A 15,487-nucleotide genomic window follows, 5' to 3' on the forward strand; every position below is an offset into this window, starting at 1 on the left:
AGTAGATAGTTGTCAATGACATGACCGCCCTCTCTTCAAGTAGCAGCCCTTCGTTGGTATCAGTCTATTTGTACGGGGCGGTTTTGTCGTAGGGCATAATGAAATACTCTAAACCTTATTTATCTCCATCTGAACAAATTGAGCTTCTTGTTAGCCGTGGTATGCATGTTCAAGATACGGATGTAGCCCAGCAATATTTGGTGGGGATAGGATATTATAGGTTAAGTGCCTATTGGTTTCCTTTTAGGAAGAAAATCCCAAGTTCTCCAGTGCCTGCTCCGAGTATAACAGGTCGGTATATGGTTTTAGATGAATTTGTTGAGGATGCAAATTTTCAAAATATTATAGATATTTATAATTTTGATAGAAAATTACGACTAATAATCTTAGATGCTTTAGAGAGAATTGAGATTGCATTGCGTACTGATGTTGCATTGCTTTTAGGAAAATTGAGTCCTGTTGCGCATAGACATCAACAATACTTAAATGGTAACTTTACAAGGCATATTCCAAAAGAAAAAAATAATACAAGACATTTTGAATGGTTAGAGAGGCAAGATCACTTATTCTTAAGATCAAAAGAGATATTTGCCCAGCATTTTAAAACTAAATACAATTCAGATGCCCATCCACCTATTTGGATTGCTGTTGAGGCTTGGGACTTTGGTTTGTTGTCAGTATTTTTCCAAGGAATGAAACCTGAAGATCAAAATAATATAGCTTTAAAGTATAAAATTCCAAATGGACTTTTACTTTCCAAGTGGATACGGAGTCTAAATGATTGTCGTAATATTTGTGCTCATCATGGAAGGTTATGGGATCGCGGAGTCGTAAATTATCCAGAATGGGAACAGCTTTCCGACAATGAATTTTTGTGTCACATATTAATGAATAAAGTGTCTTGTCGTAAAATTTATAGTACTTTTTTATGTATCGCTTATTTTATGAGAAGTATGTCTTTCGGAGCAGATTGGCTGAAAGATTTTATCTTGCATATGCAGAGTTTTCCAGCTGGATCTTGCTTGTCTCTTTCTGACGCAGGCTTTCCAAAAGATTGGGAAACACTTCCTATCTGGGTAATAGACCAATAATCAATCGACAATCCGCAAACTTTGCTGAACCGGTAGTCTCTCTGTATCCGGCTCCGGATGTTTAGCTATGCTGGGCTTTTCTTCAAACTCAAGCGCTTCAATTTTCTGGCCGCGTTTGGTGATCTTGTCGGTTGATGTGCGGATCATCGCAACATCATCCTGTGCCTGACGGAAGTGTGTATCAAGTTTGGCAACACGGTCAGACAGGCGTGTGACGTCCACCAAAAGATGCTGGACTTCTGTCTGGATGATATGTGCTTCTTCACGGATACGGGCGTCCTTCACCAGTGACTGCATGACCTGAATGGCTAAGGTCAGCAGGGAAGGTGAGACAATCATAATCCGGGCTTTGTGGGCCTTCTGGACGATATCATCAAAATATTCTGCAATATCGGCGTAAATGGACTCTGCCGGAACGAAGAGCAGGGCAATATCCTGTGTTTCTCCGGCAATGAAGTAGCGTTCCGAAATGGCCTTGATATGTGTGTTGAGGTCATTACGTACCTGTGCAGAGGCAAGTTTGCGTGCGTCATCGGTTTTTGCTTCCCGAAGTAGATTAAACGCTTCGAGCGGGAACTTTGCATCAATAACGAGACCCCGTTCATCACCGGGTAAATGAACAAGGCAATCTGGCCGCTTGCCATTGGAGAGGGTGACCTGAAACTGATAGGAGCCGATGGGCAACCCGTCCCTGATAATCGCTTCCATGCGTCCCTGCCCGTAGGCACCACGGGTTTGCTTGTTGGACAGAACATCCTTCAGGCCGACAATTTCGCCAGTCAGGTTTGAGAGGTTCTTTTGGGCTGCATCAATCAGAGCAAGGCGTTCATTTAGTTTTGCAAGGTTCTCGTTCTGATGACGGCTGGTGCTTTCTAAACTCTGGCCAACGCGATGCTGCAAGCCATCCAGTCGCTCAGCGAGAGCGCGAACCATATCACTCTGGCGCGAACCGAAAACCTCGGCAATGGTCTGCATCCGCCCGCTCATTTCCATTTGCAGGCGATTAAGTTCATTAACGTGCTGTTCCATTTCTCGCGTGCGTTCAACTTCCATAGCCTGCGTAAAGGCCTGTTCACGCCGGGAGCGGCTCTGCATAATGATGAGCGTAATGAGCAGGATGATAATTGCCAGTCCGCCATAAAGCGTCAGCTGCCCCCAGGTGAGGGGATGGGAACCTATTGTAACAATTATTTCATTCATCTGTTCGAATCGTGCTCTCAAGAATGTTCACGAAATGTACTCTTGTTATCTTTCATACGCCACCCCTAATACGTTTAATGGTAAAAAGAGTTTCATAGGGTATGGAGAAGTGTAATGGGTTCTTCTGTTGGTGAGCGCTTAAGAAGCATCCGAAAACAGCTTGCGCTTAAGCAGGCTGAAATGGCTGCACATATGTTCATGAGTGTTAAGGGGTGGCAACTGCTTGAAACACCAAAGGCTGCTCCTAGTGCTCAAACACTCACAAAGCTTACAGAGCTTGGGTTTAGTGCTGACTGGATACTGACAGGGCAAGGCTCAATGCGCTTTGATGATGGCGTGCTTCTCGAAGCTGGGCAGGAACTGGGAACAGAGTTCAATCCTTACGTGCAGGCTATCGAATCCTTTAAAAACAAGGATCCTAAGCCTTCCGAAACATCCCAAAGCCCGCACGAGGCTATGCGTGAAACTGTGACTGTGACAGGTACCGACCCTGAATTGATGGTGCGCACGACAGGCATGGTTGAAAGCGTTTACAGAATTAACGGCATCAACCTGTCCATGTCTGATGTCATACGCATTGGGGTGCCTTACTACGACCGCCTGCGGGCAATCTCTGTGACAGGAACAGAAGATGAGCGCTTAGCGCTTCTCTCTCTGTTAAAGGCGTGGCTTGAAAAGGATATCTCCACAACGGCCAGCAGTTCAAACAATAGCAAAGCCTCGGCTTGAAACTAATCAAGACTTGAAGTTTAAATCAGCTATTGACTTATTGATCTTGCGTCCTAGCGAAATGAAAAGACCCAGTCATATTTGACAGTATACAAAAGTCTGATTTGGCGATTTCCGTTATTTTTCTGAGAAAAAGCAGGATTCATTATCTGTAATTTCAGTATCTGATTGATAAGATTATTCGAGGCGCTTTCGAAAGCCTTTTGAAGCCCGTCCGGGACAATCTTCCTAACTGTAAATCCAAGTGGCAGTATTTCCTGATACTGTGTGCCACTGTAAAAATGGGATAATAAAAAAGCACCCGGTTACCGCGCGCCCGAATGCCTTATCTCTCAACACTTACCCACCACATCCCGCCTACTGTAATATCTAATATCAGATAACAGGGTAACAGCCTTATGCGTATTAATGGGGTATTTAAAATATATTTAGAACAGATATCTTTTGCATTTATGGCAGACTGGTTTATCTGTTTTCGACGGTCCTGTTTGACCGGGCTTTCATAAACGCTTATGTGCATTTCATTATGGCTATCAGACCTCTTGTTATTTTACCGGACTCGCAGCTGCGGCTGAAATCGCAGCCTGTTGAGACAATTACTGACGAAATCCGTACTCTGGCAGAAGATATGCTGGAGACGATGTACGATGCGCCGGGTGTTGGTCTGGCCGCAATCCAGATTGGCGTGCCAAAACGTGTCGTCACGATTGATGTGGCCGATGAGGAAGAAAAGCCGGAACCTCTGGTTCTCATCAATCCTGAGATTATTGCTTCTTCAGAAGAAACAAAGCTTTATCAGGAAGGGTGCCTGTCTATTCCGGAGTATTATGCCGAGGTTGAGCGTCCGGCTGAAGTGACTTTCCGCTATATGGATCTGGATGGCAAAATAATTGAGCGCGAGGCTGATGGCTTGCTGGCTGTCTGTGTTCAGCATGAGCTTGATCATCTGAATGGCGTGCTGTTCATTGATCACCTGTCTCGTCTTAAGCGTGAGCTGGTCATTCGCAAGTTCACTAAAATTGCCAAACGTGAGGGAAATCTCTGATGAGCCTGCGCGTCGTTTTTATGGGAACACCCGATTTTGCCGTTCCGACGCTCTCCGAGATTGTCGGGCAGGGTTATGAAGTGGTCGCCTCCTATACCCGTCAGCCTGCTGCCGCGGGACGTGGTATGGAGCTGCGCCGCTCTCCTGTACATGAAATGGCTGACAGATACGGTATTCCTGTTTTTACGCCGAGTACGCTCAGGACAGAGGAAGAGCAGGCGCTTTTCCGCTCCCATAATGCCGATGTTGCTGTTGTCGTGGCTTATGGAATGTTGCTGCCAAAAGCTATTCTTGATACGCCGACTTTAGGTTGTCTCAATCTTCATGGATCATTGCTGCCACGCTGGCGAGGAGCGGCCCCTATTCAGCGTTCCATCATGGCTGGAGATGCCGAAAGTGGCGTTGCTGTCATGAAAATGGAAGAGGGACTGGATACGGGCCCCGTTGCCATGGTTGAGCGTATTGCCATTACACAGGATATGACGGCTTCAGAGCTCCATGACCGTATGATGGTGCTGGGAGCCGACCTTATGGTACGGGCTCTGGCTGCACTCTCGCGTAATGCTCTTGGTTTTACACCTCAGCCTGAGGAAGGCGTGACATACGCCCAGAAGATCACCAATGCTGAGGCACGCATTGACTGGGCTATGCCTGCGCAACAGTTACATGATCATATCCGTGGACTGTCTCCTTTTCCCGGTGCTTTCTTTGAGGCTGATTTCGGGAAGGGTAAGGAGCGTGTCAAAGTTCTGCGGACACAGCTTGTCGATGCCAAGGGTGAGGCTGGTGTTTTGCTGGATGAGCATGGAACCGTTGGTTGTGCAAATGGTGCCTTGAAGCTGGTTCAGGTGCAGCGTTCCGGTAAATCGCCCATGGCTTTTGATGAGTTTGCGCGTGGGGCACGTATTGGTGCCGGTACACGTTTTTTCGTATGAGCAGGTTGAAGGCTTTAACGGAGTTATCCGATGCCACGTTATAAACTGGTCATCGAATATGATGGCACGCCTTACTATGGCTGGCAGCTTCAGGCTGAACACCCTTCTGTTCAGGGGGCACTTGAAGCCGCGATTGAAAAGTTCTCAGGTCACCCTGTCAGGGTACAATGTGCAGGCCGGACAGATGCTGGTGTCCATGCGACCAGTCAGGTCGTTAATGTTGATCTGGAAAAGGATATGCGTGCCGATACGGTACGTGATGCTTGCAACGCGCACCTAAAAAATGCCCGGGAACTGGTTTCTGTGTTATCGGCAGAACTGGTTGACGAAAGCTTCAATGCACGCATTTCCGCACGGAAACGGCATTACCTTTATCGCATTCTTAATCGCCGCTCCTTGCCTGCTCTTGATGCCAACCGTGTCTGGCATGTGCCGTGGCAGCTGGATGCTGATATTATGCATGAGGCTGCGCAGACTCTGCTGGGGCATCATGATTTTTCAACTTTCCGGTCTTCTGAGTGCCAGGCAAAGAGTCCGATCAAGACGTTGGATCGGTTAGATGTTGAGCGCATCGGTGATGAAATCCGTATCTTCGCGTCTGCACGTTCGTTCCTGCACCATCAGGTTCGCTCTATGGTCGGGACGATAGCCAAAGCTGGAGCAGGTCGCTGGAGTGTTGCAGATGTCAGAGCTGCCCTCGATGCCAGAGACCGCAGCCGCTGCGGCCCAATGGCCCCATCCACCGGGCTTTATCTCATTGGTGTTGATTACGAAGGGTGATCAGGCTCATAGCTTGCCACCAAAAGGGCATTGGGCTGGTTGAACCTGCTGTCTGTCATTGGCAACGCGATAGCGTGCAAAGGTTTCTCCCAGAGCTAAGACCAGATCATCCATCATCTTGTCCGTGTGAAACGGGTTCGGTGTGAGACGTAATCTCTCTGTTCCCTTCGGCACTGTTGGGTAATTGATCGGTTGAACGTATATTCCGTATTCAACCATCAGAGTATCAGATATCTTTTTGGTCAGTACCGGACAGCCCACTTTGACCGGAACAATATGTGATGGGCTGTCCATCAGGGGAAGCTCTGCTTCACGCAACATTCTTTTCAGACGCGCTGCACGTTCCTGATGGCGTAATCTGATTTTGTTGTCCTGTGTGAGGGAACGGATACTTGCAATTGCAGCTGAAACCGTTGCAGGTGGCAGGGAAGTCGTGAAAATAAAGCCGGCCGCATAACTGCGGATTGCATCAATAACGGCTTTTGAAGCTGCGATATAACCACCATGGCATCCAAAAGCCTTGGCAAGCGTACCTTCAATAATTGTCAGCCTTTTCTCTGCATGATCCTGTTGGGAGACACCGCCCCCGTTATGGCCATACATGCCGACAGCATGGACTTCATCAAGATATGTCATCGCGCCATATTGATCAGCCAGATCACAGATTTCGTTGATGGGGCCGAAATCACCATCCATTGAGTACAGAGATTCAAAGGCAATGAGCTTTGGTCTGTCATAACGTTCTGCTTTGAGCAGCTCTTCCAGATGATCAAGGTCATTATGACGGAATATCTTGCGTTCACTTCCGGAAAAACGAATGCCCTCAATCATTGAGGCATGGTTATTTTCATCCGAGAAGATGATCAGATCCGGAAAGATTTTACCAAGCGTTGAAAGTGTTGCGCTGTTGGATACATAGCCGGATGTGAAGAGCAGGGCTGCTTCCTTGTTATGTAAAGAAGATAACTCTTTTTCTAAAGCAATATGGAGCTGGTGCGTTCCTGATATGTTGCGTGTGCCACCAGAGCCTGCCCCCATACGATCAAGAGCAGATTTGCCGGCATCAATAACTTCTGGTCTCAAGCCTTGCCCCAGGTAGTCATTCCCGCACCAGATAACGACATGCTCGGGTCCGGGGCCATGGTTACGTGCAAGAGGATAAATATCCTTATCCCTTTCCAGCCGTGCAAAGACGCGATAACGTCCCTCTGATTTGACTTTCTGGATTGCAGATAGAAATGCTGCTTCGTAATGCATGGCATTCTTTCTTATGATCGTTGCGGGGAATGCTTGTTTTTAAGTTTTCTAATGAGTCTCACCGTTAATTAGGTTAGCAGAAACGAATTTCCAGAAGTAAAAATGCTTTTTTGAGTTTGGAAATAAATATCCAGATTCTTTAATAGGAACGATGTTGTCATGACGATTGACCCACCTAAGCTTTTTATTTTTGGCATGGGGTATTCCAGCCTTTGTTTCATTGAACTTTACGGGCATCTGTTCTCTGAAATTGCAGGGACCGTTCGCTCTGTAGAGAAGGCGCAACAGCTGCAGCGGTTTGGTATCAGGGCTTTATCGTTCGATGATCCGATGGTCAGTACGGAATTGGCTGATGCCGGAGTTGTTCTGTCATCAATCCCTCCCTTGGAGGGTCATGATCCCGTCCTTGAGCAGTTTGGTAGTGAGATGGCTCAGCTCAAGCAGGGGCATTGGTTCGGCTATCTCTCAACAACAGGTGTCTACGGAGATCGGGACGGAGAATGGACTGATGAGGAGACTGAGATCAGTCCCGTTTCTGCGCATTCCAAAGACAGGGCTCAGATCGAGCAGCTTTGGCTGGATTGGGGCGCAAAACACCATAAGGCTGTTCATATTTTCAGACTGACCGGAATTTATGGTCCGGGACGCAATCCGCTAGAAAATTTGTTACGCGGCCGTGCGCAAAACATTATCAAGGAAGGGCAGGTTTTTAACCGTATCCACGTTGAGGATATCTGTGGGACATTGATGGCCTCCATCAAACGGCCGAATGCCGGACGGATTTATAATGTCTCTGATGATGAGCCTGCGCCCATGCAGGATGTTATTCGCTATGCTGCTGAATTGATGGATGTGAATGCCCCTGCTGAGGTTCCGTTCGATAAGGCAGAGCTAAGCCCGATGGGACGTAGTTTTTATTCAGAAAACAAACGTATTTGTAACAAACGCATCAAAGAAGAGCTTGGAGTTGAATTGAGATATCCAACCTATAGAGATGGGCTAAAGGCGATGTGGGATGTTATGTCCGAAAAATAAATAGGCATAAAAGAAAAGGCCCGGTTAACCGGGCCTTTTTTGGATTAGCGGGCGAGCCAGCCACCATCGACAGGTAATGTTATGCCCTGCACGTAATCTGATGCAGCCGAGGCCAGAAAGACGACAGCGCCACCAAGATCAGATGGCTTACCCCAGCGCGCTGCTGGAATACGGCCAAGAATCTCGGAACTGCGGGCCTCATCCTGACGAAGGGCCTGCGTATTATTCGTGGCCATATAGCCGGGGGCAATCGCATTAACGTTGATGCTCTTCGATGCCCATTCATTGGCCATCAGCTTGGTCAGGCCGGCAACACCGCTTTTTGAAGCGGTATAGGATGGAACACGAATACCACCCTGATAGGATAGCATGGAGGCAATGTTGATAATCTTGCCGCCCTTGCCGTCTGCCATCATGTTGCGGGCTACTGCCTGCGACAGAAAGAAGACCGTTTTCAGGTTGATGTTGATGACATCATCCCAATCCTGCTCTGAGAAATCAATTGCATCATTGCGACGGATAATGCCGGCATTGTTGACGAGAATATCAATGCGTGGGCCATGTTTGAGGGTTTCCGCGATAATACCGTCAATTGGTTCCTGCGAAATCAGGTTTGCCTGAATGCCGTGGAATTTCTGGCCTGTCTTTTCAATAAGTTTAGCTGTCTCATCCATGGAAACAATGGACACGCCGACAATATTTGCGCCAGCTTCAGCAAGGGCCAGAGCCATTCCCTGACCAAGGCCAGTATCCGCTCCTGTAACGAGGGCAGTTTTTCCAGAAAGATTAAATGGATTCGTTGTCATTCTCATCACTCCTCAACGCAGTGTCTGCATTGGAACCATGTCCATGTCATTGTAATCGATGTTGTCGCCGCCCATAGCCCAGATGAAGGCATAGCTTGCTGTGCCAACACCCGAGTGAATGGACCAGCCCGGGCAGAGAATGGCATCTTCATTTGAAATCATGAGATGACGCGTCTCTGTTGGTTCACCCATAAGGTGAACGACACGGGTTTCTGCATCCATGTCAAAGTAAAGGTATGCTTCACAACGGCGGTCATGGGTATGGCATGGCATGGTGTTCCACATACTGCCTGCTTCAAAATAGGTCAGGCCCATAACAAGCTGGCAGGTTTCCAGAACATTAGGATGAATGAGCTGATTGATAACACGCTTGTTGGCATGTTCCTGATCACCGACAGCCATCTTCTTAGCTTCTGCCATGCCAACCTTTTTGGTTGGATAGGTATGATGAGCCGGTGTGGAGACAAGATAGAACTTAGCTGGCTTTGCCGGGTCATTACTTGCAAAGCTGACTTCGCCAGCTTTCATGCCAACATACAGAGCTTCGCGGTTGCCAATCTCAAAAGTGTCATTGCCAACCGTTACTTTGCCTGTATTGCCAATATTAATGATGCCAAGTTCCCTTCTGTCCATAAAGGAGTTGGTGCCGATGGCAGAGAAGGGAGCGGTTAATTCAAGTTTTGAGTTAACCGGCATAGCACCACCGACAACAATACGGTCAATATGGCTATAGGTCAGTTTGACTTCGTCTTTGACGAAAACCTTTTCGATCAGAAAATGCTTACGCAGTTCATCTGTATCGAAACGTTTGACTGCATCTGGATGACAGACCTGTCTGACTTCTATTGCCATGATGTTCCTCTTTCCTGCGGTTATTGCGGATCACTGATAAAATAATCAGGGTCGAGATCCCGAATACCGTCCAGATCAGCGATGAGCTTCTCAAGGTGCTCCGCCATTTGTCTGGAGGCTGCTTCGGCGTCTTTTTTCCTGATTGCATCAACAACACTCTGGTGCTCTGAGATAATGCGCTGCAGTCGACCAGCTTGTGGCAAGGTCAGACGACGGCAACGATCCATCTGTGATTTTACAGATTGGCTTATCCGCCAGAGTGCCGGGTAGCCGGCGATATCCGCGATGATGGCGTGGAACGCCTCATCCGCCTCATGGAACATATTGTTGTCAGCTGTTTCTGCAGCAAGCTTGATCTGACGCATGGTTTCATCCAGTTGAAGGCACGTTTCTTCATTGGCATTTGCCGCAGCAAGGCGTGCACTCATCATTTCAAGTGCTTGTCTGACCACAATGTTTTCACGCAATGCAAAAAGAGGGATGCGTGAGACGAATGTCCCTGACTGAGGGAAGATATCAACCAGTCCTTCTTCGGAAAGTTTCAGCAAGGCCTCGCGAACCGGTGTACGGCTGACACTATAGGCTGTTGCAATTTCCTTTTCGTTGATTGCTGATCCGGGTGGTCTCTGGAGAGTCATAATTTCCTGACGAAGGTTTCCCAGAATTCGTACCGCGGATGTAATGCGTTTGGGTTTAGCTTTGGTCGACAGAAGAGTTTCCGTCAGCTTTGTTGCCCTGCGTCTTTTCATTTGTTTCTGAACTGGTTTTAGCATTCGTAGCCTCAATTTTTCCCCATCAGCAATTCATATTTGCCTTACTGAAAGCTCTATTGAAATGGTCTCGAAACTACCAGCCTCAAATGAAGCAGGGCTTATGCGTATTCTTCATAAGTTAATTGATACTAATATATCACTTTTGAAAAAGCAAGTGAAAAATGGCAGTAAATAACTGTAAGCTATATTGATATATTTGTTATTTGGGTGAGAAGGGCTGTTTTTCACCCTGGAAGTCGTTTGACAATCAATTTGTTGAAAAATCCATAATTAGTCTAAAAATACGGATAACAATAAATTTGCCCGGGAATCTTGAGCCTCAGGATATGGTTTTAGTGTCTTTCATGTATTATACGGATATGCATTGACCGCAGCTCAGGAAGTTCTTAAGTTGCCGCAGTTTTAACTGCTGGCGTGAGTTGCGTCAGATTATAGAAACCTCAATTTTTCGACATTCTGTTTTGCTGGATGTCGGGAAACTTACCACCAGACAGAATGACCGTGACTAATCAAGCTTTGATAACTGCCGCCCAGACTGCAACCGCATGGCCTTTTGAAGAGGCTCGTAAAATCGTTGAGCGGTTAAAACGGACTGGCAAAAAAGAAGCTTTATTTGAAACTGGTTACGGTCCGTCAGGATTGCCGCACATTGGCACCTTTGGTGAGGTCGCACGCACAACCATGGTTCGTCAGGCATTTCGTTTGCTGACGGATGATAAGATACCAACACGTCTTATTGCCTTTTCCGATGATATGGATGGTCTGCGTAAGGTTCCAGATAATGTGCCCAACAAGGAAATGCTGGAGAAATATATCGGCTATCCTTTGACCGCTGTGCCAGACCCGTTTGGAACACATGACAGTTTTGGACGTCATAACAACGCCCGTCTACGTAGCTTCCTTGACGCTTTCGGGTTTGAGTATGAATTCCGTTCTTCTACCGATTGCTACAAGGCTGGAGATTTTGATGCGACGCTTCTGAAAATTCTTGAGCGTTTCGATAAAGTCATGTCCATCATGCTCCCGTCTCTGCGTGAGGAGCGTCGTCAGAGCTACTCACCATTCATGCCGATCCATCCAAAAACAGGCATGGTGATGCAGGTTCCGGTTGAAGAACGTAATGTTGATGCTGGCACGATTATCTGGCGTGACCCTGAAACAGGTGAACATTTTGAGACGCCTGTAACAGGCGGGCAGGTTAAGCTCCAGTGGAAGCCAGATTGGGCTATGCGCTGGGTTGCTCTTGGCGTGGATTATGAAATGTCCGGGAAGGACCTGATCGATTCCGTCAAGCTTTCCGGACAGATTGCCCGTGCTCTTGATGCCGAACCACCAGAAGGCTTCAACTATGAGCTCTTCCTTGATGACAAGGGACAGAAGATTTCCAAGTCCAAGGGCAATGGCCTGACAATTGATGAATGGCTGTCATACGGCATGCCAGAGAGCCTTGCTCTGTTCATGTATAATAAGCCGCGCGAAGCGAAGCGCCTTTATTTTGATGTGATCCCACGTCACATGGATGATTATCTCACCTTCCTTGAGAAGTTCCCGGGGCAGGATGAGAAACAGAAGCTGATGAACCCGGTCTGGCATATCCACTCTGGTAATCCGCCTGCACCAGAGGTTCTGGTATCTGCTGATAGCGAGAAAGCAACAACGCTTTCCTTTTCAATGCTGATGAACCTGGTTGCTGTGGCAAACTCTGAAGAGCCAGCTGTTCTGTGGGGTTTCATTCGTCGTTATGCGCCGGGTGTTTCTCCTGAGACGCATCCAAGACTGGATCAGCTTGTTGGTTATGCGATCCGCTATTTCCGCGATTTCGTTCGCCCTGCCAAGGTTTATCGTCCGGCTACGCCTGAAGAACGAAAAGCTCTGGAAGAATTGCTAAGTGCTTTGCAGCCTATGGAAGGCTCAACAGATGCTGAAGCATTGCAGAATGTTGTTTACGAGATTGGCCGCAGCCACTTCCCTGATCTCTCCGGTAAATCCAAAAGTCCGGATGGTCGCCCGGGTGTTTCGCAGACATGGTTTGCAACGCTTTATCAAATTCTTCTTGGTCAGGAACGAGGACCACGTTTTGGCTCGTTTGCTGCTCTTTATGGAGTTGCTGAGACACGTGCCCTTATTTCCAAGGCTTTGGCCGGAGAGTTGATAACAGAACATGAGGCGTTCCTTGCAGAACGCAAAGAGGCTGGCAGCCTTTAAAATTCTTACGAAGGGAAATGGATGATTTATAAAATCTGTCCGCAGGATTTATGGCAGGAAGCCGAGAAGCAGGGCTGCTTCTTCGGCGCCCCCATTGATTTGCAGGATGGATTCATCCATTTCTCAACAGCGTCTCAGGCCCGTGAGACAGCAGCCAAGCATTTCTCTGGCGAAACCGATCTTCTCCTGATTGCAATTGATGAATCCCGTCTATCCGAGCAGCTGCGTTATGAGCCTGCACGGAACGGTGATCTGTTTCCTCATCTTTATGAGCCGCTATCTCTCGCGGCTGTTGTTTGGGTTCAGCCTCTCCCCATGGGGGAGGATGGTGTTCACATATTTCCTGGAGGATTATAATGCAGTCCATGTTGTTCTCGTTATCACGCCCTTTCTTGAACAGCATGGATTCCGAATATATGCACAGTCTGGCTATTCAGGCTTTAAAGTATGCTCCCGGAAAATGTAAAATAGCTGATGCCCCATCATTATCGATTGAGACATTCGGTATTCAGTTCTCTAACCCGATTGGTATTGCTGCTGGTTTCGATAAGCAGGCTGAGGTTGTTGACCCCCTCCTGAATGTCGGTTTCGGATTTGTTGAAGTGGGTGGTGTAGTACCAAGACCCCAGGCTGGAAATCCTAAACCCCGTATATTTCGACTGCCGCAAGATCAGGCTGTTATCAATCGCATGGGGCTGAATAGCCATGGGCTGGATGCGGTCGTAAGCAGGCTGGAGCAAAGAGCGCAAAAGCCAGGTATTGTTGCCGTTAATATCAGCGCAAACAAAGACTCAGAAGATCGGATTGCCGACTATATAACATGTACCAGTGCGTTAAGCGGTTTGGTCGATTTTCTGACAATCAACGTATCGTCCCCAAATACTCCGGGCCTGCGCGATTTGCAGGGCGAGGCTTTCCTTGATGATCTGCTGGCACGAGTTATGAATATTCGCTCAACCGTACTGGCTGAGAAATCAAAGGGGGCTGTCTGTAAAGATACGGCGATCTTACTTAAAATTTCTCCGGATATTGATTTGCCATTCCTTGACCGGATTATTGCAACAGTGGAACGCAGAAAGATTCATGGTTTGGTGATTGCAAATACAACTGTTGCTCGGCCGGAGACACTTAAAAATACGACCCGAAAAAATGAGACAGGTGGTTTGTCTGGCCAGCCGCTCTTTGTACCATCAACCAAACTGCTGGCAGAGGCTTATTTGCGGGTTGGCAAAACAATACCAATCATTGGTGTCGGTGGTATCGATTCCGCACAGACCGCTTGGGCCAAGGTTCGGGCTGGCGCAACACTGATCCAACTGATGACGGGGCTGGTCTATAAGGGGCCAGATTTGATTGAGGAGATTAAGCAGGGCATCTTGCACAATCTTGGCTCCCAATCTCTCTCTGAGGTCATTGGTTCTGGTGCTGAAGAGATCGCCAAGGGCAACTTTGGTTTTGATGTTTAAGGCTTTTCTGAAGTTAGCCTGTTGAATGTTCGATTGGTTAGCTTCGGATAGAGTAGGGCCTGCCCCAGACCTCGCGCTCCCAGAAATGTCACGAATGCAATCCACAGTCCGGTATTGCCAAGTGACTGGCCCAGTAAGAGTACCGCGACAAATATCCCGAATGATATAGCCATGAGATCTCTCATGGCTGCGCTCCATGTTGCTCCAATGAATATTCCATCGAAGACGAAAGCGGCCGACCCGATCAGTGGGGCAAAGGCGGCAAATATAACGTAAGAACGGGCAAAGGTCCGGATATCTTCATTGGTTGAGAGCATATCAATGAACCAGGGGCTGATGATCATGAAGAATGCTGCAATACAGAGACTTATGCTCATACACCAGATGAGACACAGCCTTGTAACACGCTCAAATGCAGCCCGGTTTCTGGCGCCGATGGACTGACCGCCAAGGGTTTCTGCTGCCGTTGCAAAACCATCAAGAAAATAACTGCCAACCAGAAACATATTATAGAGTATGGCATTTGCAGCCAGTGCAACCGCTCCGAATTTTACACCTTGTCGGGAGAATAATGCAAAAGCCATTAGAAGGCATGCTGTCCGGATCATGATATCACGATTGACCGCCAGCATATGCCAGAGCTCGGTTTTGTTGATGACATTTTTCCAGAGTGTATTGAATGGGTTTGAGCCCAGATATTTGAGGGCAATAATACCAAGCAGAACGCCGGTTGCTTCTGCGAGTACTGAGGCTAGCGCAACGCCCTTAATGCCAAAATCCAGAACCAGCACTAGTAGTAGTGAAAGTGCGATGTTGCTGAGGTTAATCGCAATCTGAAGGCAAAGGCCGATGTCGGTTCTTGCACGTCCCAGAATTGAACCAAGAATGACGTAATTAGATAACGTAAGAGGGGCCGCCCAGATGCGTACACTGAAGTAAGTGAACATTGCTTCCATAACGGCAGGGCTTGCATCACTATAAAACCACCCTGCCAGTATTTTAATGGGGGACTGGCTGAGGATGAGAAAGGCTCCTGCGGTAATGGCAATCAGAAAAGAGCGGGCAAGGATCAGGTCTATCTGAGGCTTGTTCTTCGCGCCTGTGGCCTGAGCTGTCAGGCCAGCAGTGGTCATCCGGAAAGCACCAAAACCCCAGAATAAAAAATCAAAAACAATAGCCCCCAGAGCAATGGCTCCAAGAAGCTCAGCAGAGCCAAGCTGCCCAATAACTGCGGTTGCGACCACACCAAGAAGGGGAGTGGTTATATGGGATAAAACCATGGGTAGGGCCACCAGAATGACCCGCTTATTCGT

The 15,487-nt window shown here is 47.8% G+C and carries 15 protein-coding genes; 9 read left to right on the forward strand and 6 right to left on the reverse strand.

The window, feature by feature from the left end:
* The first annotated feature begins 98 nt into the window (after positions 1-98).
* Positions 99-1,091 (forward strand): Abi family protein, encoded by a 993-nt coding sequence (locus WJT86_RS03505; protein ID WP_346336094.1) that lies wholly within the window; start codon positions 99-101, stop codon positions 1,089-1,091.
* Here the strand turns inward: WJT86_RS03505 and WJT86_RS03510 are convergent, their stop codons facing one another.
* Positions 1,092-2,291, reverse strand: a complete 1,200-nt coding sequence (locus tag WJT86_RS03510; protein ID WP_346336095.1) for a DNA recombination protein RmuC — start codon at positions 2,289-2,291, stop codon at positions 1,092-1,094. It lies immediately after the preceding gene.
* Between the two features lie 114 nt (positions 2,292-2,405).
* Between WJT86_RS03510 and WJT86_RS03515 the strand changes: the two genes are divergently transcribed.
* The 4 genes from WJT86_RS03515 (at position 2,406) to truA (ending at position 5,780) form a co-directional block, all read left to right on the forward strand.
* Positions 2,406-3,020, forward strand: coding sequence for a helix-turn-helix domain-containing protein (locus WJT86_RS03515; RefSeq protein WP_346336096.1), 615 nt, complete (start codon positions 2,406-2,408; stop codon positions 3,018-3,020).
* A gap of 526 nt (positions 3,021-3,546) precedes the next feature.
* Positions 3,547-4,065 (forward strand): peptide deformylase, encoded by a 519-nt coding sequence (gene def, locus WJT86_RS03520; RefSeq protein ID WP_346336097.1) that lies wholly within the window; start codon positions 3,547-3,549, stop codon positions 4,063-4,065.
* Entirely contained in the window at positions 4,065-5,000 is a 936-nt protein-coding gene (gene fmt, locus WJT86_RS03525; protein WP_346336098.1) for a methionyl-tRNA formyltransferase, read from the forward strand. The genes def and fmt overlap by 1 nt, the downstream gene beginning before the upstream one ends.
* 30 nt (positions 5,001-5,030) lie before the next feature.
* Positions 5,031-5,780 carry a tRNA pseudouridine(38-40) synthase TruA gene (gene truA / locus WJT86_RS03530; protein WP_346336099.1) on the forward strand — a complete coding sequence of 250 codons (750 nt, stop codon included), beginning with the start codon at positions 5,031-5,033 and terminating at the stop codon, positions 5,778-5,780.
* 6 nt (positions 5,781-5,786) lie between these two features.
* Here truA and hemA read toward each other — a convergent pair whose 3' ends face one another.
* Positions 5,787-7,037, reverse strand: coding sequence for a 5-aminolevulinate synthase (hemA, locus tag WJT86_RS03535; protein WP_346336100.1), 1,251 nt, complete (start codon positions 7,035-7,037; stop codon positions 5,787-5,789).
* A gap of 159 nt (positions 7,038-7,196) precedes the next feature.
* On the opposite strand from hemA, the gene WJT86_RS03540 reads away from it, so the two are divergent.
* The gene (locus WJT86_RS03540) at positions 7,197-8,072 is read left to right on the forward strand and encodes an SDR family oxidoreductase (protein WP_346336101.1); all 876 of its coding nucleotides are present in this window, start codon (positions 7,197-7,199) and stop codon (positions 8,070-8,072) included.
* Positions 8,073-8,116: 44 nt separating this feature from the next.
* Here WJT86_RS03540 and kduD read toward each other — a convergent pair whose 3' ends face one another.
* From kduD to WJT86_RS03555, 3 genes are read right to left on the reverse strand one after another with little or no spacing between them, the layout of a single operon-like run.
* On the reverse strand, positions 8,117-8,884 hold the full coding sequence (gene kduD, locus WJT86_RS03545; RefSeq protein ID WP_346336102.1) for a 2-dehydro-3-deoxy-D-gluconate 5-dehydrogenase KduD: 768 nt from the start codon (positions 8,882-8,884) through the stop codon (positions 8,117-8,119).
* A 6-nt stretch (positions 8,885-8,890) separates the two neighbouring features.
* Positions 8,891-9,730, reverse strand: a complete 840-nt coding sequence (gene kduI, locus WJT86_RS03550; protein WP_346336103.1) for a 5-dehydro-4-deoxy-D-glucuronate isomerase — start codon at positions 9,728-9,730, stop codon at positions 8,891-8,893.
* Between the two features lie 20 nt (positions 9,731-9,750).
* On the reverse strand, positions 9,751-10,479 hold the full coding sequence (locus WJT86_RS03555; RefSeq protein WP_346336104.1) for a GntR family transcriptional regulator: 729 nt from the start codon (positions 10,477-10,479) through the stop codon (positions 9,751-9,753).
* 525 nt (positions 10,480-11,004) lie between these two features.
* Here WJT86_RS03555 and WJT86_RS03560 point away from each other — a divergent pair.
* The 3 genes from WJT86_RS03560 to WJT86_RS03570 are packed head-to-tail and all read left to right on the forward strand — an operon-like array spanning position 11,005 to position 14,174.
* Positions 11,005-12,708, forward strand: a complete 1,704-nt coding sequence (locus WJT86_RS03560) for a lysine--tRNA ligase (RefSeq protein ID WP_407066897.1) — start codon at positions 11,005-11,007, stop codon at positions 12,706-12,708.
* Between the two features lie 21 nt (positions 12,709-12,729).
* On the forward strand, positions 12,730-13,065 hold the full coding sequence (locus WJT86_RS03565; RefSeq protein ID WP_346336106.1) for a DUF952 domain-containing protein: 336 nt from the start codon (positions 12,730-12,732) through the stop codon (positions 13,063-13,065).
* A complete protein-coding gene (locus WJT86_RS03570) occupies positions 13,065-14,174 on the forward strand; it encodes a quinone-dependent dihydroorotate dehydrogenase (protein WP_346336107.1) in 1,110 nt (369 codons plus the stop codon). The genes WJT86_RS03565 and WJT86_RS03570 overlap by 1 nt, the downstream gene beginning before the upstream one ends.
* On the opposite strand, the gene WJT86_RS03575 is transcribed toward WJT86_RS03570, so the two are convergent.
* Positions 14,171-15,454 carry an MATE family efflux transporter gene (locus WJT86_RS03575; RefSeq protein ID WP_346336108.1) on the reverse strand — a complete coding sequence of 428 codons (1,284 nt, stop codon included), beginning with the start codon at positions 15,452-15,454 and terminating at the stop codon, positions 14,171-14,173. The two genes, WJT86_RS03570 and WJT86_RS03575, sit on opposite strands and share 4 nt — an antisense overlap.
* Positions 15,455-15,487: the final 33 nt, after the last annotated feature.

The organism is Hohaiivirga grylli, from assembly GCF_039655745.1.
Classification (GTDB): domain Bacteria; phylum Pseudomonadota; class Alphaproteobacteria; order Rhizobiales; family Beijerinckiaceae; genus Hohaiivirga; species Hohaiivirga grylli.